This window comes from Pseudomonas oryzicola (assembly GCF_014269185.2).
GTDB classification, from domain to species: Bacteria; Pseudomonadota; Gammaproteobacteria; order Pseudomonadales; family Pseudomonadaceae; genus Aquipseudomonas; species Aquipseudomonas oryzicola.
Map to the genome: position 1 here is coordinate 814271 of NZ_JABWRZ020000002.1, position 17720 is coordinate 831990.

The following is a 17720-nucleotide window of genomic DNA, read 5'->3' on the forward strand; positions in this document are numbered from 1 at the left end:
TTAACCCTCGACCTTCAGCATGTAGTAAGCCTTGTTGATCATCCCGCGGTTCTCGGGAGTATCCTGGACTTCTACAGTGTGACCGATGCGACGCAGACCCAGGCCTTTAACGCACAGTTTGTGGTTAGGCAGACGGCCGGCGGTGCTCTTGATCAGCGTTACTTTTACGGTTGCCATGATCAGATGATCTCCTCAACGCTCTTGCCGCGCTTGGCAGCAATGGATTCAGGAGATTGCATGGCTTTCAGGCCCTTGAAGGTGGCGTAAACCACGTTCACAGGGTTGGTCGAACCGTAGCACTTGGCCAGAACGTTCTGAACACCAGCAACTTCCAGGACAGCACGCATTGCGCCACCGGCGATGATACCGGTACCTTCCGAAGCAGGCTGCATGTAAACCTTCGAGGCGCCGTGGGCAGCCTTGGTGGCGTACTGCAGGGTGGTGCCCTTCAGGTCAACCTGGATCATGTTGCGGCGAGCAGCTTCCATAGCCTTCTGGATCGCAGCAGGTACTTCGCGCGACTTGCCACGGCCGAAGCCAACACGACCTTTGCCATCACCTACCACGGTCAGCGCGGTGAAGGTGAAGATACGGCCGCCTTTTACGGTTTTGGCAACGCGGTTAACTTGAACCAGCTTCTCGATGTAGCCTTCGTCGCGCTTTTGATCGTTATTTGCCATAACTTAGAACTCCAGCCCGCCTTCACGAGCAGCATCAGCCAGCGCCTTGACGCGGCCGTGGTACTTGAAGCCGGAACGGTCAAAGGCAACTTGAGATACACCGGCGGCTTTCGCACGCTCAGCTACCAGCTTGCCAACCTTAGTGGCCGCGTCGATGTTGCCAGTGGCGCCATCACGCAGTTCTTTGTCCAAGGTCGAGGCGCTTGCCAGAACCTTGCTGCCGTCGGCCGAAATGACCTGGGCGTAGATGTGCTGCGAGGAGCGGAACACGCACAGGCGCACGACTTCGAGTTCGTGCATCTTGAGGCGTGCTTTGCGAGCGCGACGCAGTCGAGTAACTTTTTTGTCGGTCATTTGCTAGGCCCTACTTCTTCTTGGCTTCTTTACGACGGACTACTTCGTCCGCGTAACGCACACCCTTGCCTTTGTAAGGCTCTGGCGGACGGAAGTCGCGGATTTCAGCGGCCACCTGACCCACCAGCTGCTTGTCGATACCCTTGATCAGGATGTCGGTCTGGCTTGGGGTTTCAGCGGTGATACCGGCTGGCAGTTCGTAGTCCACTGGGTGCGAGAAGCCCAGAGCCAGGTTCAGGACGGAGCCCTTGGCCTGTGCCTTGTAACCAACACCGATCAGCTGGAGCTTGCGCTCGAAGCCTTGGCTTACGCCCTGGACCATGTTGTTCACCAGAGCGCGGGTGGTACCGGCCATGGCGCGAGCTTGCTGGTCACCGTTGCGAGCAGCGAAACGCAGCTCACCAGCTTCTTCGGTAACTTCAACAGACGAGTGAACGTTCAGTTCGAGAGTGCCTTTGGCACCCTTCACCGAAAGCTGCTGGCCGGCGAATTTGACTTCGACGCCTGCTGGCAGCTTAACGGGGTTCTTAGCGACGCGAGACATGCCTATCTCCCCTTAGAACACTGTGCACAGAACTTCGCCGCCGACACCGGCAGCGCGCGCAGCGCGATCAGTCATCACACCTTTGTTGGTGGAGACGATAGACACGCCCAGGCCGCCACGTACTTTCGGCAGCTCTGCGACGGACTTGTACTGGCGCAGGCCTGGACGGCTGGAGCGCTTCAGTTCCTCGATGACCGGACGGCCTTCGAAGTACTTCAGTTCGATCGACAGGGAAGGCTTGGCCTCACCAGTTACCTGGTAGCCAGCGATGTAACCTTCGTCCTTCAGAACTTTGGCAACCGCGACCTTCAGGGTGGAGGAAGGCATGCTTACGACGGACTTTTCAGCCATCTGGGCATTACGGATGCGAGTTAGCATGTCCGCTAACGGGTCCTGCATACTCATGGGCTAGATGCTCCTGATACAAGAATTATTAGCCTTGCGGCTATCACAACCACCTGAGCAGGCAGGGCAAAAAACCCAGGCTCAGGTGAGCCGGTCATTCTAGACACAAGGCAGAAACGAAACAAGCCCCATATAGGGGCTTGTTTGTTGGCGAGGTCACCGGCGGTCGGAAGATTGCTCCCCTTCCACCGGGATCACACCGGCAGCGATTACCAGGAGGCCTTGACCAGACCTGGTACGTCACCGCGCATTGCAGCTTGACGCAGCATGTTACGGCCCAGGCCGAACTTACGGTATACACCGTGAGGACGACCGGTCAGGCGGCAACGGTTGCGCAGGCGCGAGGCGCTAGCGTCACGTGGCTGCTTCTGCAGAGCGACAACGGCAGCGAAACGCTCTTCAGGAGAAGCGTTCAGGTTGACGATGGTCGCTTTCAGCTCAGCACGCTTCTTAGCGAACTTGGCTACCGTGAGCTGACGCTTCAGCTCGCGGTTTTTCATGCTCTTCTTGGCCATTTTCCTACTCCAATCAGTTGCGGAACGGGAACTTGAAAGCACGCAGCAGAGCGCGGCCTTCGTCGTCCGAACGAGCAGTGGTGGTCAGGGTGATGTCCAAACCGCGCAGAGCATCGATCTTGTCGTAGTCGATTTCCGGGAAGATGATCTGCTCTTTCACGCCCATGCTGTAGTTGCCACGACCATCGAAGGACTTGGCATTCAGGCCGCGGAAGTCGCGTACCCGAGGCAGGGAGATCGCCAGCAGGCGGTCCAGGAATTCGTACATCTTGTCGCGACGCAGGGTCACCTTGACACCGATCGGCCAGCCCTCACGGACTTTGAAGCCCGCGATGGATTTACGAGCGAAAGTCACGACCGGCTTTTGACCGGTGATCTTTTCCAGGTCGGCAACAGCGTGCTCGATGACTTTCTTGTCGCCGATCGCTTCGCCCAGACCCATGTTCAGGGTGATCTTGGTAACGCGCGGAACTTCCATCACGTTCGACAGCTTAAGTTCTTCCTTAAGCTTGGGAGCGATTTCGTTCCGGTAAATCTCTTTCAGTCGTGCCATGGTCTTCTACCTAGCAGTGTTCAAGCATCAACCGCTTTTTGGGTCGACTTGAAGACACGAATTTTTTTACCGTCTTCTACTTTGAAACCAACGCGGTCAGCCTTGTTGGTTTCGCCGTTGAAGATGGCAACGTTGGAAGCGTGCAGAGGCGCTTCTTTCTCGACGATACCGCCCTGTACGCCCGCCATCGGGTTAGGCTTGGTATGACGCTTGACCAGGTTCACACCACCAACAACCAGACGGTTGTCAGCCAGAACCTTCAGCACCTTACCGCGCTTACCCTTGTCTTTGCCGGCGATCACGATGATCTCGTCGTCACGACGAATCTTTTGCATGTCGGATCTCCTTACAGCACTTCAGGGGCGAGCGAGACGATCTTCATGAACTTCTCGGTACGAAGTTCACGGGTCACTGGCCCGAAGATGCGAGTGCCGATCGGCTCTTGCTTGTTGTTCAGCAGAACAGCAGCGTTGCCGTCGAAACGAATGATGGAACCGTCGGCGCGACGAACACCGTGACGGGTGCGGACGACAACAGCGGTCATCACCTGGCCTTTCTTGACCTTGCCGCGCGGAATTGCTTCCTTGACGGTTACTTTGATGATGTCACCGATGCCGGCATAACGGCGGTGCGAACCGCCGAGTACCTTGATGCACATGACGCGACGAGCGCCGCTGTTATCGGCCACATCGAGCATGGATTGAGTCTGAATCATAAAATTTCTCCGACCCTTAGCCCTTAGACTTCAACAGCGCGTTCGAGGACTTCAACCAGTGCCCAGGACTTGGTCTTGGCCAGCGGACGGGTTTCACGGATGGAAACCTTGTCGCCGATTTTGCACTGATTGGATTCGTCGTGCGCGTGCAGCTTAGTCGAACGCTTAACGTATTTACCGTAGATCGGGTGCTTTACGCGACGCTCGATCAGAACGGTGATGGTCTTGTCCATTTTGTCGCTGACGACACGGCCAGTCAGCGTACGGACGGTTTTTTCAGCTTCAGCCATGATCACTTACCTGCCTGCTGGTTGAGCACAGTTTTCACGCGAGCGATGTCACGCTTAACTTGCGAGAGCAGGTGCGACTGCCCCAACTGGCCAGTTGCTTTCTGCATACGCAGATTGAACTGGTCGCGCAGCAAGCCGAGCAGTTGCTCATTCAGTTGCTGTGCCGATTTTTCACGAAGTTCATTCGCTTTCATCACATCACCGTCCGCTTAACAAAGGAGGTGGCGAGAGGCAGCTTTGCAGCAGCCAGGGCGAAAGCTTCGCGCGCCAGCTCTTCAGAAACACCTTCGATTTCATACAGGACTTTGCCTGGCTGAATCTGGGCAACCCAGTATTCCACGGAGCCCTTACCTTTACCCATACGAACCTCGAGAGGCTTCTTGGAGATCGGCTTGTCCGGGAACACACGGATCCAGATCTTACCGCCACGCTTAACGTGACGGGTCAGCGCACGACGTGCGGACTCGATCTGGCGAGCGGTGAGGCGACCGCGAGCAACAGCTTTCAGGGCGAACTCGCCGAAGCTGACTTTGCTACCGCGCAGTGCCAGACCACGGTTGTGGCCAGTCATCTGCTTGCGGAATTTTGTACGCTTTGGTTGCAACATTTGGCGTACCCCTTACTTAGCAGCTTTTTTACGAGGCGCTGGTGCTTGTGGTTTCAGTTCTTCTTGGCGACCACCAATCACTTCGCCTTTGAAGATCCAAACCTTCACACCGATCACACCGTAAGTGGTGTGAGCTTCGTAGGTGTTGTAGTCGATATCGGCACGCAGGGTGTGCAGAGGCACACGACCTTCGCGATACCACTCGGTACGAGCAATCTCAGCACCGCCGAGACGACCGCTCACCTGGATCTTGATGCCCTTGGCACCAATACGCATGGCGTTCTGTACGGCGCGCTTCATGGCGCGACGGAACATTACGCGGCGTTCCAGCTGCTGAGCTACGCTCTGCGCAACCAGCATGGCGTCGAGTTCCGGCTTGCGGATCTCTTCGATGTTGATGTGCACAGGCACACCCATCTGCTTGGTCAGGTCCTGACGCAGCTTCTCGACATCTTCACCTTTCTTACCGATAACGATACCGGGACGAGCGGTGTGGATGGTGATGCGTGCAGTTTGAGCCGGACGATGAATATCGATACGGCTTACGGACGCGCTTTTTAGTTTGTCCTGGAGGTACTCACGCGTTTTCAGATCCTTCAACAGGTAATCTGCGTAAGTAGCACCGTCTGCGTACCAGACGGAGGTGTGCTCCTTGACGATTCCCAGGCGAATGCCAGTGGGATGTACTTTCTGACCCATCTGATCGACTCCGTTACTTGTCCGCAACCTTGACAGTGATATGGCAAGACCGCTTGACGATGCGATCAGCACGGCCTTTGGCACGTGGCATGATGCGCTTCAGCGAACGCCCTTCGTTGACGAAGACGGTGGAGACCTTCAGGTCATCAACGTCTGCGCCTTCGTTGTGTTCGGCGTTGGCTACGGCCGACTCGAGGACTTTCTTCATGATTTCAGCGGCTTTTTTGCTGCTGAAGGCCAACAGGTTGAGCGCTTCGCCCACCTTCTTCCCGCGGATCTGGTCGGCGACCAAGCGGGCTTTCTGGGCGGAGATGCGAGCGCCCGACAACTTAGCGGCTACTTCCATTTCCTTACCCCTTAACGCTTGGCTTTCTTGTCAGCCACGTGCCCGCGGTAGGTGCGGGTACCGGCGAACTCGCCCAGTTTGTGGCCGACCATGTCTTCGTTCACCAGAACTGGGACATGTTGACGACCGTTGTGTACCGCGATGGTCAGACCGACCATTTGTGGCAGGATCATCGAACGGCGCGACCAGGTTTTAACTGGCTTGCGATCGTTCTTCTCCACCGCCACTTCGACCTTCTTCAGCAGGTGAAGATCGATAAAAGGACCTTTTTTCAGAGAACGTGGCACTGTCGTATCCCTCTAGTTACTTGCGACGACGGACGATCATGTTGTCGGTACGCTTATTACCACGGGTCTTCGCACCCTTGGTTGGGAAGCCCCATGGCGATACCGGATGACGACCACCGGAGGTACGACCTTCACCACCACCGTGTGGGTGGTCAACCGGGTTCATGGCAACACCACGAACGGTTGGGCGAACGCCGCGCCAGCGTTTGGCACCAGCTTTACCCAGCGAACGCAGGCTGTGCTCGGAGTTCGAGACTTCGCCCAGGGTCGCACGGCACTCAGCCAGGACTTTACGCATTTCACCAGAGCGCAGACGCAGGGTCACGTAGACACCTTCGCGAGCGATCAGCTGAGCCGAAGCACCAGCGGAACGAGCGATCTGAGCACCTTTACCCGGCTTCAGTTCGATGCCGTGAACGGTGCTACCTACTGGAATGTTGCGCAGCTGCAGGGAGTTACCGGCCTTGATTGGGGCCAGGGCACCTGCGATCAGCTGGTCGCCAGCGCTCACGCCTTTAGGGGCGATGATGTAGCGACGCTCACCGTCTGCGTAGCACAGCAGGGCGATGTGAGCAGTACGGTTCGGGTCGTATTCGATACGCTCGACAGTGGCTGGGATGCCATCTTTGTCGTTGCGACGGAAGTCGACCAGACGGTAATGCTGCTTATGACCACCACCAACGTGACGAGTGGTGATGCGGCCATTGTTGTTACGACCACCAGACTTCGATTTCTTCTCGATCAGCGGTGCGTGAGGAGCGCCTTTGTGCAGCTCCTGGTTGACCACCTTGACCACGAAACGGCGGCCAGGGGAAGTCGGTTTGCATTTAACGATTGCCATGATGCACCCCTTCCTTACTCAGCACTGCTGCTGAAATCGAGATCTTGGCCTGGCTGAAGGGAGACGATCGCCTTCTTCCAGTCATTACGCTTGCCCAGACCACGTGCGGTACGCTTGGTTTTACCCAGAACGTTAACGGTCGACACGTTTTCAACTTTTACGTTGAACAGGCCTTCGACAGCTTTCTTGATTTCCAGCTTGGTTGCATCGGTAGCAACCTTGAATACGAACTGGCCTTTTTTCTCAGCCAGAACGGTAGCCTTCTCGGAAACGTGCGGGCCAAGGAGGACTTTAAATACGCGTTCCTGGTTCATCCCAGCAGCTCCTCGAATTTCTTCACGGCCGAGACAGTGATCAACACTTTCTCGTATGCGATCAGACTGACCGGGTCGGAACCTTGTACGTCACGTACGTCGACGTGCGGCAGGTTGCGAGCAGCCAGGTACAGGTTCTGATCAACAGCGTCGGAAACGATCAGTACGTCGTTCAGACCCATGCCGTTCAGCTTGTTCAGCAGATCTTTGGTTTTCGGTGCTTCAACAGCGAAGTCCTGAACCACGACCAGACGGTCGCTACGCACCAGCTCAGCGAGGATGGAGCGCAGGGCTGCGCGATACATCTTCTTGTTGAGCTTCTGCGAGTGATCTTGAGGGCGAGCTGCGAAGGTTACACCACCGCCACGCCAGATCGGACCACGAGTGGTACCAGCACGAGCACGGCCAGTACCCTTCTGACGCCATGGGCGCTTACCGCCACCAGCCACGTCGGAACGGGTCTTCTGCTGCTTGGTGCCCTGACGGCCGCCGGCCATGTAGGCCACGACTGCTTGGTGTACCAGCGTCTCGTTGAATTCGCCACCGAAAGTCAGTTCGGAAACTTCGATCGCCTGAGCGTCATTTACATTGAGTTGCATGTCAGTTTCCCCTTAACCGCGAGCCTTGACAGCTGGACGTACAACCACGTCGCCGCCAGTAGCGCCTGGAACGGCACCCTTGACCAGCAGCAGGTTGCGTTCAGCGTCTACGCGAACTACTTCCAGGGACTGAACAGTCACGCGCTCGGCGCCCATGTGACCGGACATTTTCTTGCCCTTGAACACACGACCAGGAGTCTGGCACTGGCCGATGGAACCTGGGACACGGTGCGACACGGAGTTACCGTGGGTGTTGTCCTGGCCACGGAAGTTCCAGCGCTTGATGGTACCGGCGAAGCCTTTACCTTTGGACTGACCAGTAACGTCTACCAGCTGGCCTGCAGTGAAGAGTTCAGCTTTGATCAGATCGCCAGCCTGGAAATCGCCTTCTTCAAGACGGAACTCCCAGACACCGCGACCAGCGGCAACGTTGGCCTTGGCGAAGTGGCCTGCCTGAGCGGCAGTCACACGCGAAGCACGACGCTCGCCGACAGTGACTTGCACTGCACGGTAGCCATCGGTTTCTTCAGTTTTGAACTGGGTGACGCGATTCGGCTCGATCTCGATGACCGTGACCGGAATGGAGACACCTTCTTCGGTGAAAATGCGGGTCATACCGCACTTGCGACCGATTACACCAATAGTCATGTTGTAAACCTCATGAGTGTACGGGGCTTTCACCCGCTATGGCCGCCCATTTCAGAGCGTTACACGACCAGACCGAAGTCTTAGCCGAGGCTGATCTGTACTTCCACACCTGCCGCCAGATCAAGCTTCATCAGCGCGTCAACGGTTTTATCCGTTGGCTGGACGATGTCCAGAACACGCTTATGAGTGCGGATCTCGTACTGGTCACGCGCGTCTTTGTTGACGTGCGGGGAAACCAGAACGGTGAAACGCTCTTTGCGGGTAGGCAGTGGAATTGGACCACGCACTTGTGCACCAGTACGTTTCGCGGTTTCCACGATTTCCTGGGTGGATTGGTCGATCAGGCGATGGTCGAAAGCCTTCAACCTGATACGGATTTGCTGATTTTGCATTGGATTTCAGACTCCAGGCTGTTCCCAACGGGCGCACTACGCCCGCTAAAAGGAGGCGTGATTCTATAGACGCCCCCATTTAGTGTCAACCCAATAAAAAAAACCCCCGCTGAGCGGGGGTTTTTTCAATCGGTCGAGTGATTACTCGATGATTTTTGCTACGACGCCGGCGCCGACGGTACGACCGCCTTCACGGATAGCGAAGCGCAGACCGTCTTCCATTGCGATGGTCTTGATCAGGGTAACAGTCATCTGAATGTTGTCACCTGGCATTACCATTTCAACGCCTTCCGGCAGTTCGCAGTTACCGGTCACGTCAGTGGTACGGAAGTAGAACTGAGGACGGTAGCCTTTGAAGAACGGAGTGTGACGACCGCCTTCTTCCTTCGACAGGACGTAGACTTCTGCGGTGAACTTGGTGTGCGGCTTGACCGAACCTGGCTTGACCAGAACCTGGCCACGCTCAACGTCGTCACGCTTGGTACCACGCAGCAGAACGCCGCAGTTCTCGCCAGCACGGCCTTCGTCCAGCAGCTTGCGGAACATTTCAACACCGGTGCAGGTGGTGGTGGTGGTGTCACGCAGACCAACGATTTCCAGCGGGTCTTGAACCTTGACGATACCACGCTCGATACGGCCAGTAACAACGGTACCACGACCCGAGATCGAGAATACGTCTTCGATCGGCATCAGGAATGGCTGGTCGATGGCACGAACTGGCTCAGGGATGTAGGCATCCAGAGTTTCTACCAGCTTCTTGACAGCGGTAGTGCCCATTTCGTTGTCGTCTTTGCCTTCCAGCGCCATACGAGCCGAACCGATGATGATCGGGGTGTCGTCGCCTGGGAAGTCGTAGGTGGACAGCAGGTCGCGAACTTCCATCTCGACCAGTTCCAGCAGCTCGGCGTCGTCTACCAGGTCAGCCTTGTTCAGGAAGACCACGATGTACGGAACGCCTACCTGACGGGACAGCAGGATGTGCTCACGGGTTTGTGGCATCGGACCATCGGCGGCCGAGCAAACCAGGATCGCGCCGTCCATCTGGGCAGCACCGGTGATCATGTTCTTCACGTAGTCAGCGTGACCTGGGCAGTCAACGTGAGCGTAGTGACGAATGTTCGAGTTGTACTCGACGTGAGCGGTGTTGATGGTGATACCGCGCGCTTTTTCTTCCGGAGCCGAGTCGATCTTGTCGAACTCAACGACTGCCGAACCGAATACTTCGGAGCAGACGCGAGTCAGAGCTGCGGTCAGAGTGGTCTTACCGTGGTCAACGTGGCCGATGGTGCCGACGTTAACGTGGGGAAGGGAACGATCAAATTTTTCTTTAGCCACGACAGTGAACCTCTTGCCTAAAGGGCTGGATTAGCCTTGTTTTTTAACGAGTGCTTCGACGATGTTCGACGGAGCTTCGGAGTACTTGGAGAATTCCATGGAGTAGCTTGCGCGACCCTGAGACATGGAACGAACGTCGGTCGCATAACCGAACATCTCTCCCAGCGGGACTTCTGCACGGATAACCTTGCCGGAAACCGAGTCATCCATACCCTGGATCAGACCACGACGACGGTTCAGGTCACCCATCACGTCACCCATGTAGTCCTCAGGGGTTACTACCTCAACCTTCATGATCGGCTCAAGCACAACACCGCCGCCCTTCTGGGCCAGCTGCTTGGTCGCCATGGAGGCCGCGATCTTGAACGCCATCTCGTTGGAGTCGACGTCGTGGTACGAACCGTCGAACACGGTAGCCTTCAGACCGATCAGAGGATAGCCGGCAACAACGCCGTTCTTCATCTGCTCTTCGATACCCTTCTGGATCGCCGGGATGTATTCCTTGGGAACCACACCGCCAACGACTTCGTTGGTGAAGACCAGGCCTTCGGTGATGTTGCCTTTTTCGTCCTGATCCGGCTCGGAGAAGCGGATCCAGCAGTGACCGAACTGACCACGACCACCGGACTGACGAACGAACTTACCTTCGATCTCGACACCAGACTTGGTGATCTTCTCGCGGTAGGAAACCTGCGGCTTGCCGATGTTGGCCTCAACGTTGAACTCGCGCTTCATGCGGTCAACGATGATGTCCAGGTGCAGCTCACCCATACCGGAGATGATGGTCTGGCCGGTTTCTTCGTCGGTCTTGACGCGGAACGACGGGTCTTCCTGGGCCAGCTTGCCCAGAGCGATACCCATCTTTTCCTGGTCTTGCTTGGTCTTCGGCTCAACCGACAGGGAAATTACCGGCTCAGGGAAGTCCATACGCTCAAGGATGATTGGCTTGTCGGCGTCGCACAGGGTTTCACCAGTGGTAACGTCCTTCATGCCGATCAGGGCCGCGATGTCGCCAGCGCGTACTTCCTTGATCTCTTCACGCTGGTTGGCGTGCATCTGCACCATACGACCAACGCGCTCTTTCTTGCCTTTTACCGAGTTGATGACCGAGTCACCGGAGCTCAGAACGCCCGAGTAGACGCGAACGAAGGTCAGGGTACCTACGAACGGGTCGGTAGCGATCTTGAACGCCAGAGCCGAGAACGGCTCGTTGTCGTCGGCGTGACGCTCGTCCTGGCGAACAGCCGGGTCGTCCTTGGCCAGGTCGGCGTCGTCCGGATTGATACCCTTGATTGCAGGGATCTCGGTCGGAGCCGGCAGGTAGTCGATAACGGCGTCGAGAACCAGGGGCACGCCCTTGTTCTTGAACGAGGAGCCGCAGACAGCAGGAACGATCTCGCTCGCCAGAGTACGGGCGCGCAGACCAGCCTTGATGTCTTCGACGGACAGGTCACCTTCTTCAAGGTACTTGTTCATCAGCTCTTCATTGGCTTCGGCAGCTGCCTCGACCATGTTGCTGCGCCATTCGTTGGCCAGGTCAACCAGCTCGGCAGGAATCTCTTCCTCGCGGTAGGTGGTGCCCTTGTCGTCTTCGTTCCAGTAGATGGCTTTCATCTTGATCAGGTCGACCTGACCCTGGAAGTCGTCTTCTGCACCGATAGCCAGCTGGACCGGAACCGGGGTGTGACCCAGGCGGTTCTTGATCTGGCCGACAACGCGCAGGAAGTTGGCACCGGCACGGTCCATCTTGTTCACGTAGACAACACGTGGAACGCCGTACTTGTTGGCCTGACGCCATACGGTTTCGGACTGCGGCTCAACGCCGGAGGTACCGCAGAACACAACGACCGCGCCGTCGAGTACGCGCAGCGAACGCTCTACTTCAATGGTGAAGTCAACGTGGCCGGGGGTATCGATGACGTTTACGCGGTAGTTGTCGTACTGACCACGGGAACCTTTCCAGAAGGTGGTAACGGCAGCGGAGGTAATGGTGATACCGCGCTCCTGCTCCTGCACCATCCAGTCGGTGGTCGCGGCGCCGTCGTGCACCTCGCCCATCTTGTGGCTCAGACCTGTGTAGAACAGGATCCGCTCGGTAGTGGTAGTCTTGCCCGCGTCAACGTGGGCGCAAATACCGATGTTACGGTAGCGGTTAATTGCTGTAGTACGAGCCATAAAGCCCTCGCAAAATGATTGATGCTTGAATTAGAAGCGGTAGTGCGAGAACGCTTTGTTGGCTTCGGCCATACGGTGCACGTCTTCACGCTTCTTGACTGCAGCACCCTTGCCTTCAGCAGCATCCAGCAGTTCGCCGGCCAGGCGCAGGGCCATCGACTTCTCGCCGCGCTTGCGGGCGTAGTCTACGAGCCAGCGCATTGCCAGAGCGTTACGACGGGATGGACGAACTTCAACCGGAACCTGGTAAGTGGCACCGCCGACACGGCGGGACTTAACTTCGACCAGCGGAGCGATGGCGTCGAGAGCTTTCTCGAAGATTTCCAGGGGGTCGCTGTTCTTGCGTGCTTTGACGGTATCCAGGGCACCGTAAACGATGCGCTCGGCTACGGCCTTCTTGCCGCTTTCCATCACGTGGTTCATGAACTTGGCGAGAATCTGGGATCCGTACTTCGGATCGTCAAGGATCTCACGTTTTGCTGCTACACGACGTCTTGGCATGATAAGCCCTCAAACGGTCTTCAGGTTAGCCCGGGACCAGGTCTCTCGACCCCTGCCCGACCTTACTCTTATCGACTCAAATAAATGGATGTCTGCAAACGACCGATTACTTCGGACGCTTGGTACCGTACTTCGAACGACCCTGGTTACGGCCTTTAACGCCCGAAGTATCCAGAGAGCCGCGAACGGTGTGGTAACGAACACCTGGCAAGTCTTTTACACGGCCGCCACGGATCAGGACGACGCTGTGCTCTTGCAGGTTGTGGCCTTCACCACCGATGTACGAGGAAACCTCGAAACCGTTGGTCAGACGCACACGGCATACTTTACGCAGTGCCGAGTTAGGTTTTTTCGGCGTGGTGGTGTACACACGGGTGCACACGCCACGACGCTGCGGGCAGTTCTGCAGCGCAGGTACGTCGGATTTCTCGACGGTACGCTTACGCGGCTGACGTACCAGCTGGTTGATAGTTGCCATCTACTAGCTCCACTGATTGTCTTGCGACGCTATTGTCTTGCAAGAAAGCCAAAAATTGGCGAGACGGAGCCTCACCAAATTTAAGGGTACAAAAGTCTAAAGAGGATCTTGCACCCAGTCAAGACGAGGCCCCGGCCCTCCCCGCCCGGTCATCGGCAACAATTGATGTCGCCGATGGCCTTGCGAGATGCGCCGGGGCCCTGCCCTGTACTTAGTTACCGCTGGAGTTCAGCGCTTCGGTCAGTGCGGCTTCCACCTCACTGGCGCTAACACGCAGCGGCTTGTCGGCGTCACGGCGGCGCTTGCGCTCGCTGTGGTAGGCCAGACCAGTACCGGCCGGGATCAGACGACCCACGACCACGTTCTCTTTCAGGCCGCGCAGGTAGTCGCGCTTGCCGGTTACCGCCGCTTCGGTCAGTACGCGGGTAGTTTCCTGGAAGGAAGCCGCGGAGATGAACGACTCGGTCGACAGCGAGGCCTTGGTGATACCCAGCAGCACGCGGGTGAACTTGGAGACGAACTTGTCCTCGGCGGCGAGACGCTCGTTCTCTACCAGCACCTGGGTCAGTTCCATCTGGTCGCCCTTGATGAAGCTGGAATCACCCGACTCGGTGATCTCGACCTTGCGCAGCATCTGACGCAGGATGGTCTCGATGTGCTTGTCGTTGATCTTCACGCCCTGCAGACGGTAAACGTCCTGGATTTCGTTGACGATGTACTTCGCCAGCGCGCTCACACCCAGCAGACGCAGGATGTCGTGCGGATCGCTCGGGCCGTCGGAGATAACTTCGCCGCGGTTTACCTGTTCGCCTTCGAAGACGTTCAGGTGACGCCACTTCGGAATCAGCTCTTCGTACGGCTCGCTGCCATCGGTCGGGGTAATGACCAGACGACGCTTGCCTTTGGTTTCCTTGCCGAAGGCGATGGTGCCGCTGACTTCAGCCAGAATCGAGGCTTCTTTCGGACGGCGCGCTTCGAACAGGTCGGCAACGCGCGGCAGACCACCGGTGATGTCACGGGTCTTCGACGTTTCTTGCGGGATACGCGCGATAACGTCACCAACACCGATCTGCGCACCGTCAGCCACACCGACAAGGGCGTTGGCCGGCAGGAAGTACTGGGCAGGTACGTCGGTACCTGGCAGGTACAGGTCCTTGCCAGAAGCGTCGACCATCTTGATTGCCGGACGGATTTCCTTACCAGCGGCAGGGCGATCCTTGACGTCCAGCACCTCAATGTTGGTCAAACCGGTCAGTTCGTCGGTCTGACGCTTGATGGTGATGCCTTCTTCCATGCCCACGAAGGTCACGGTACCTTTCAGCTCGGTAACGATCGGGTGGGTGTGCGGGTCCCACTTGGCGACGATGGCGCCAGCTTCGACCTTTTCACCTTCCTTGACCGAAATCACCGCACCGTAAGGCAGCTTGTAACGCTCACGCTCACGACCGAATTCGTCGGCAATGGCCAGCTCGCCCGAACGCGATACGGCAACCAGGTTGCCATCGGCACGCTCAACCTGCTTCAGGTTGTGCAGACGGACCATACCGCCATTCTTCACCTGGACGCTGTCGGCAGCCGAGGTACGGCTTGCAGCACCACCGATGTGGAACGTACGCATGGTCAGCTGGGTACCCGGCTCACCGATCGACTGCGCAGCGATAACGCCGACAGCCTCACCGATGTTCACCTGGTGACCACGGGCCAGGTCACGACCGTAGCACTTGGCGCAGATGCCGTAGCGGGTTTCGCAGTTGATCGGCGAACGCACGACCACTTCGTCGATGCTGTTCAGCTCGATGAACTCGACCCACTTCTCGTCAACCAGGGTACCGGCCGGAACGATGACGTCCTCGGTGCCTGGCTTGAACACGTCACGGGCGATGACACGACCCAGTACACGCTCGCCCAACGGCTCTACAACGTCGCCGCCTTCGATGTGCGGAGTCATCAGCAGGCCCTGGTCGGTGCCACAGTCGATCTCGGTAACCACCAGATCCTGGGCAACGTCTACCAGACGACGAGTCAGGTAACCGGAGTTCGCAGTCTTCAGTGCGGTATCCGCCAGACCCTTACGAGCACCGTGGGTCGAAATGAAGTACTGCAGAACGCTCAGGCCTTCACGGAAGTTCGCCGTGATCGGCGTCTCGATGATCGAGCCGTCCGGCTTGGCCATCAGGCCACGCATACCGGCCAGCTGACGGATCTGGGCTGCGGAACCACGCGCACCGGAGTCAGCCATCATGTACATCGAGTTGAAGGATTCTTGCTCGACTTCCTTGCCCTCGCGGTCGATGACCTTCTCTTTCGAGAGGTTGGCCATCATCGCCTTGGACACTTCGTCGTTCGCCTTCGACCACAAGTCGATGACCTTGTTGTACTTCTCGCCCTGGGTTACCAGGCCGGAGGCGTACTGGCTCTCGATTTCCTTCACTTCGTCGGTAGCGGTACCGATGATGCGGGCTTTCTCGTCCGGGATAACGAAGTCGTTAACACCGATGGAAACGCCAGAAATGGTCGAGTAAGCGAAACCGGTGTACATCAGCTGGTCAGCGAAGATAACGGTCTCTTTCAGACCAACCACGCGGTAGCACTGGTTGATCAGCTTGGAGATCGCCTTTTTCTTCATCGGCTGGTTGACCACGTCGTACGGCAGGCCTGCCGGCACAACCTGGAACAGCAGCGCACGGCCGACGGTGGTGTCGACGATGCGGGTGTTCTTGACCACGGAACCGTCACGCTCTTTCACGGTTTCGTTGATACGAACCTTGATTTTCGCGTGCAGGGCAGCCTCGCCGGCGCGGAATACGCGGTCGACTTCCTGCAGGTCGGCGAATACGCGACCTTCGCCCTTGGCGTTGATGGCTTCACGGGTCATGTAGTACAGACCCAGTACCACGTCCTGCGACGGAACGATGATTGGCTCACCGTTGGCTGGCGACAGGATGTTGTTGGTCGACATCATCAGCGCGCGCGCTTCGAGCTGGGCTTCCAGGGTCAGTGGCACGTGAACGGCCATCTGGTCACCGTCGAAGTCGGCGTTGTACGCGGCACAGACCAGCGGGTGCAGCTGAATAGCCTTGCCTTCGATCAGAACCGGTTCAAAGGCCTGGATACCCAGACGGTGCAGGGTCGGTGCGCGGTTGAGCAGCACGGGGTGTTCGCGGATCACCTCGGCGAGCACGTCCCACACCTCTGGCAGCTCACGCTCGACCATCTTCTTGGCAGCCTTGATGGTGGTCGCCAGACCACGCATTTCCAGCTTGCCGAAAATGAACGGCTTGAACAGCTCGAGAGCCATCTTCTTCGGCAGACCGCACTGGTGCAGACGCAGGGTCGGGCCTACGGTAATTACCGAACGGCCGGAGTAGTCCACACGCTTACCGAGCAGGTTCTGACGGAAGCGACCTTGCTTACCTTTGATCATGTCGGCCAGGGACTTCAGCGGACGCTTGTTCGAGCCAGTGATGGCGCGACCGCGACGGCCGTTGTCCAGCAGGGCGTCGACCGCTTCCTGCAGCATGCGCTTTTCGTTGCGCACGATGATGTCCGGCGCCGACAGATCCAGCAGGCGCTTCAGACGGTTGTTACGGTTGATCACCCGACGATACAGGTCGTTCAGGTCGGAGGTCGCGAAGCGGCCGCCATCCAGTGGTACCAGCGGACGCAGGTCCGGCGGCAATACTGGCAGGACGGTCAGGACCATCCACTCAGGCAGGTTGCCCGAACCCTGGAACGCTTCCATCAGCTTCAGGCGCTTGGACAGCTTCTTGATCTTGGTTTCCGAGTTGGTCTGCGGAATCTCTTCGCGCAGGCGACCGATCTCGTGCTCCAGGTCGATAGCATGCAGCAGCTCGCGGACAGCCTCGGCACCCATGCGGGCGTCGAAGTCGTCACCGAACTCTTCCAGCGCTTCGAAGTACTGCTCGTCGTTCAGCAGCTGGCCCTTTTCCAGGGTGGTCATGCCCGGGTCGATAACCACGTAGCTCTCGAAGTAGAGCACGCGCTCGATATCACGCAGGGTCATGTCCATCAGCAGGCCGATACGGGACGGCAGCGACTTCAGGAACCAGATGTGGGCGACCGGCGAGGCCAGCTCGATGTGCGCCATGCGCTCACGACGAACCTTGGCCAGGGCGACTTCAACGCCGCACTTTTCACAGATCACGCCACGGTGCTTGAGGCGCTTGTACTTGCCGCACAGGCACTCGTAGTCCTTGACTGGGCCAAAGATCTTGGCGCAGAACAGGCCGTCACGTTCAGGCTTGAACGTACGGTAGTTGATGGTTTCCGGCTTCTTAACTTCACCGAACGACCACGAACGGATCATTTCAGGCGACGCCAGACCGATGCGGATGGCGTCGAACTCTTCGACTTGACCCTGGTTTTTCAGCAAATTCAGTAGGTCTTTCAAGGCCTTTCCTCCTGGCGGAGCAGGGAGCGGG

At 57.6% G+C, this 17720-nt stretch carries 25 protein-coding genes; all 25 read right to left on the reverse strand.

The window, feature by feature from the left end; genetic code table 11:
* The 25 genes from rpmD to rpoC all read right to left on the reverse strand — a co-directional run bounded on the left by rpmD (nucleotide 1) and on the right by rpoC (nucleotide 17689).
* The gene (gene rpmD / locus HU760_RS21935; protein WP_028690238.1) at nucleotides 1–177 is read right to left on the reverse strand and encodes a 50S ribosomal protein L30; all 177 of its coding nucleotides are present in this window, start codon (nucleotides 175–177) and stop codon (nucleotides 1–3) included.
* A 2-nt stretch (nucleotides 178–179) separates the two neighbouring features.
* The gene (rpsE, locus tag HU760_RS21940) at nucleotides 180–680 is read right to left on the reverse strand and encodes a 30S ribosomal protein S5 (RefSeq protein ID WP_023382626.1); all 501 of its coding nucleotides are present in this window, start codon (nucleotides 678–680) and stop codon (nucleotides 180–182) included.
* A 3-nt stretch (nucleotides 681–683) separates the two neighbouring features.
* Nucleotides 684–1034 (reverse strand): 50S ribosomal protein L18, encoded by a 351-nt coding sequence (rplR, locus tag HU760_RS21945; RefSeq protein ID WP_009397496.1) that lies wholly within the window; start codon nucleotides 1032–1034, stop codon nucleotides 684–686.
* Nucleotides 1035–1044: 10 nt separating this feature from the next.
* Complete coding sequence (gene rplF / locus HU760_RS21950; RefSeq protein ID WP_186678988.1) at nucleotides 1045–1578, reverse strand: 50S ribosomal protein L6; 534 nt, start codon at nucleotides 1576–1578, stop codon at nucleotides 1045–1047.
* Between the two features lie 12 nt (nucleotides 1579–1590).
* Nucleotides 1591–1983 (reverse strand): 30S ribosomal protein S8, encoded by a 393-nt coding sequence (rpsH, locus tag HU760_RS21955; RefSeq protein ID WP_009681971.1) that lies wholly within the window; start codon nucleotides 1981–1983, stop codon nucleotides 1591–1593.
* A gap of 209 nt (nucleotides 1984–2192) precedes the next feature.
* A complete protein-coding gene (rpsN, locus tag HU760_RS21960; protein WP_003255472.1) occupies nucleotides 2193–2498 on the reverse strand; it encodes a 30S ribosomal protein S14 in 306 nt (101 codons plus the stop codon).
* 13 nt (nucleotides 2499–2511) lie between these two features.
* Nucleotides 2512–3051 carry a 50S ribosomal protein L5 gene (gene rplE / locus HU760_RS21965; RefSeq protein WP_003257095.1) on the reverse strand — a complete coding sequence of 180 codons (540 nt, stop codon included), beginning with the start codon at nucleotides 3049–3051 and terminating at the stop codon, nucleotides 2512–2514.
* A gap of 20 nt (nucleotides 3052–3071) precedes the next feature.
* A complete protein-coding gene (rplX, locus tag HU760_RS21970; RefSeq protein WP_013970637.1) occupies nucleotides 3072–3386 on the reverse strand; it encodes a 50S ribosomal protein L24 in 315 nt (104 codons plus the stop codon).
* An 11-nt stretch (nucleotides 3387–3397) separates the two neighbouring features.
* A complete protein-coding gene (gene rplN / locus HU760_RS21975) occupies nucleotides 3398–3766 on the reverse strand; it encodes a 50S ribosomal protein L14 (RefSeq protein WP_002555479.1) in 369 nt (122 codons plus the stop codon).
* A gap of 23 nt (nucleotides 3767–3789) precedes the next feature.
* The gene (gene rpsQ, locus HU760_RS21980; protein ID WP_008089812.1) at nucleotides 3790–4056 is read right to left on the reverse strand and encodes a 30S ribosomal protein S17; all 267 of its coding nucleotides are present in this window, start codon (nucleotides 4054–4056) and stop codon (nucleotides 3790–3792) included.
* 2 nt (nucleotides 4057–4058) lie between these two features.
* A complete protein-coding gene (gene rpmC, locus HU760_RS21985) occupies nucleotides 4059–4250 on the reverse strand; it encodes a 50S ribosomal protein L29 (protein WP_002555481.1) in 192 nt (63 codons plus the stop codon).
* Nucleotides 4250–4663 (reverse strand): 50S ribosomal protein L16, encoded by a 414-nt coding sequence (rplP, locus tag HU760_RS21990; RefSeq protein ID WP_003255479.1) that lies wholly within the window; start codon nucleotides 4661–4663, stop codon nucleotides 4250–4252. The genes rpmC and rplP overlap by 1 nt, the downstream gene beginning before the upstream one ends.
* Before the next feature lie 12 nt (nucleotides 4664–4675).
* A complete protein-coding gene (gene rpsC / locus HU760_RS21995; protein ID WP_003255481.1) occupies nucleotides 4676–5362 on the reverse strand; it encodes a 30S ribosomal protein S3 in 687 nt (228 codons plus the stop codon).
* A gap of 13 nt (nucleotides 5363–5375) precedes the next feature.
* Entirely contained in the window at nucleotides 5376–5708 is a 333-nt protein-coding gene (rplV, locus tag HU760_RS22000) for a 50S ribosomal protein L22 (RefSeq protein ID WP_003103908.1), read from the reverse strand.
* A gap of 11 nt (nucleotides 5709–5719) precedes the next feature.
* The gene (rpsS, locus tag HU760_RS22005; protein ID WP_003255482.1) at nucleotides 5720–5995 is read right to left on the reverse strand and encodes a 30S ribosomal protein S19; all 276 of its coding nucleotides are present in this window, start codon (nucleotides 5993–5995) and stop codon (nucleotides 5720–5722) included.
* Between the two features lie 16 nt (nucleotides 5996–6011).
* Entirely contained in the window at nucleotides 6012–6836 is an 825-nt protein-coding gene (rplB, locus tag HU760_RS22010; protein WP_170027992.1) for a 50S ribosomal protein L2, read from the reverse strand.
* A 14-nt stretch (nucleotides 6837–6850) separates the two neighbouring features.
* Nucleotides 6851–7150: a 50S ribosomal protein L23 gene (rplW, locus tag HU760_RS22015; RefSeq protein ID WP_003255484.1), complete on the reverse strand. Its 300-nt coding sequence runs from the start codon at nucleotides 7148–7150 to the stop codon at nucleotides 6851–6853.
* Complete coding sequence (rplD, locus tag HU760_RS22020; RefSeq protein ID WP_008089819.1) at nucleotides 7147–7749, reverse strand: 50S ribosomal protein L4; 603 nt, start codon at nucleotides 7747–7749, stop codon at nucleotides 7147–7149. Before rplD ends, rplW begins: the two co-directional genes overlap by 4 nt.
* A 12-nt stretch (nucleotides 7750–7761) precedes the next feature.
* Entirely contained in the window at nucleotides 7762–8397 is a 636-nt protein-coding gene (gene rplC, locus HU760_RS22025; RefSeq protein ID WP_003257089.1) for a 50S ribosomal protein L3, read from the reverse strand.
* Between the two features lie 80 nt (nucleotides 8398–8477).
* A complete protein-coding gene (gene rpsJ / locus HU760_RS22030; protein ID WP_003186070.1) occupies nucleotides 8478–8789 on the reverse strand; it encodes a 30S ribosomal protein S10 in 312 nt (103 codons plus the stop codon).
* 141 nt (nucleotides 8790–8930) lie between these two features.
* Nucleotides 8931–10124 (reverse strand): elongation factor Tu, encoded by a 1194-nt coding sequence (gene tuf, locus HU760_RS22035; protein WP_026144793.1) that lies wholly within the window; start codon nucleotides 10122–10124, stop codon nucleotides 8931–8933.
* 30 nt (nucleotides 10125–10154) lie between these two features.
* On the reverse strand, nucleotides 10155–12299 hold the full coding sequence (gene fusA, locus HU760_RS22040) for an elongation factor G (RefSeq protein WP_186678990.1): 2145 nt from the start codon (nucleotides 12297–12299) through the stop codon (nucleotides 10155–10157).
* 30 nt (nucleotides 12300–12329) lie between these two features.
* On the reverse strand, nucleotides 12330–12800 hold the full coding sequence (gene rpsG, locus HU760_RS22045) for a 30S ribosomal protein S7 (protein WP_003246741.1): 471 nt from the start codon (nucleotides 12798–12800) through the stop codon (nucleotides 12330–12332).
* Nucleotides 12801–12906: 106 nt separating this feature from the next.
* Nucleotides 12907–13278: a 30S ribosomal protein S12 gene (rpsL, locus tag HU760_RS22050; RefSeq protein ID WP_003257088.1), complete on the reverse strand. Its 372-nt coding sequence runs from the start codon at nucleotides 13276–13278 to the stop codon at nucleotides 12907–12909.
* A gap of 211 nt (nucleotides 13279–13489) precedes the next feature.
* Nucleotides 13490–17689 carry a DNA-directed RNA polymerase subunit beta' gene (rpoC, locus tag HU760_RS22055; protein WP_170027990.1) on the reverse strand — a complete coding sequence of 1400 codons (4200 nt, stop codon included), beginning with the start codon at nucleotides 17687–17689 and terminating at the stop codon, nucleotides 13490–13492.
* Nucleotides 17690–17720 lie beyond the last annotated feature (31 nt).

Coding starts and splice junctions, on each gene's coding strand:
- rpmD (WP_028690238.1), bottom strand. CDS start 177: ATGGCAACCGTAAAAGTAACGCTGATCAAGAGCACCGCCGGCCGTCTG.
- rpsE (WP_023382626.1), bottom strand. CDS start 680: ATGGCAAATAACGATCAAAAGCGCGACGAAGGCTACATCGAGAAGCTG.
- rplR (WP_009397496.1), bottom strand. CDS start 1,034: ATGACCGACAAAAAAGTTACTCGACTGCGTCGCGCTCGCAAAGCACGC.
- rplF (WP_186678988.1), bottom strand. CDS start 1,578: ATGTCTCGCGTCGCTAAGAACCCCGTTAAGCTGCCAGCAGGCGTCGAA.
- rpsH (WP_009681971.1), bottom strand. CDS start 1,983: ATGAGTATGCAGGACCCGTTAGCGGACATGCTAACTCGCATCCGTAAT.
- rpsN (WP_003255472.1), bottom strand. CDS start 2,498: ATGGCCAAGAAGAGCATGAAAAACCGCGAGCTGAAGCGTCAGCTCACG.
- rplE (WP_003257095.1), bottom strand. CDS start 3,051: ATGGCACGACTGAAAGAGATTTACCGGAACGAAATCGCTCCCAAGCTT.
- rplX (WP_013970637.1), bottom strand. CDS start 3,386: ATGCAAAAGATTCGTCGTGACGACGAGATCATCGTGATCGCCGGCAAA.
- rplN (WP_002555479.1), bottom strand. CDS start 3,766: ATGATTCAGACTCAATCCATGCTCGATGTGGCCGATAACAGCGGCGCT.
- rpsQ (WP_008089812.1), bottom strand. CDS start 4,056: ATGGCTGAAGCTGAAAAAACCGTCCGTACGCTGACTGGCCGTGTCGTC.
- rpmC (WP_002555481.1), bottom strand. CDS start 4,250: ATGAAAGCGAATGAACTTCGTGAAAAATCGGCACAGCAACTGAATGAG.
- rplP (WP_003255479.1), bottom strand. CDS start 4,663: ATGTTGCAACCAAAGCGTACAAAATTCCGCAAGCAGATGACTGGCCAC.
- rpsC (WP_003255481.1), bottom strand. CDS start 5,362: ATGGGTCAGAAAGTACATCCCACTGGCATTCGCCTGGGAATCGTCAAG.
- rplV (WP_003103908.1), bottom strand. CDS start 5,708: ATGGAAGTAGCCGCTAAGTTGTCGGGCGCTCGCATCTCCGCCCAGAAA.
- rplB (WP_170027992.1), bottom strand. CDS start 6,836: ATGGCAATCGTTAAATGCAAACCGACTTCCCCTGGCCGCCGTTTCGTG.
- rplW (WP_003255484.1), bottom strand. CDS start 7,150: ATGAACCAGGAACGCGTATTTAAAGTCCTCCTTGGCCCGCACGTTTCC.
- rplD (WP_008089819.1), bottom strand. CDS start 7,749: ATGCAACTCAATGTAAATGACGCTCAGGCGATCGAAGTTTCCGAACTG.
- rplC (WP_003257089.1), bottom strand. CDS start 8,397: ATGACTATTGGTGTAATCGGTCGCAAGTGCGGTATGACCCGCATTTTC.
- rpsJ (WP_003186070.1), bottom strand. CDS start 8,789: ATGCAAAATCAGCAAATCCGTATCAGGTTGAAGGCTTTCGACCATCGC.
- fusA (WP_186678990.1), bottom strand. CDS start 12,299: ATGGCTCGTACTACAGCAATTAACCGCTACCGTAACATCGGTATTTGC.
- rpsG (WP_003246741.1), bottom strand. CDS start 12,800: ATGCCAAGACGTCGTGTAGCAGCAAAACGTGAGATCCTTGACGATCCG.
- rpsL (WP_003257088.1), bottom strand. CDS start 13,278: ATGGCAACTATCAACCAGCTGGTACGTCAGCCGCGTAAGCGTACCGTC.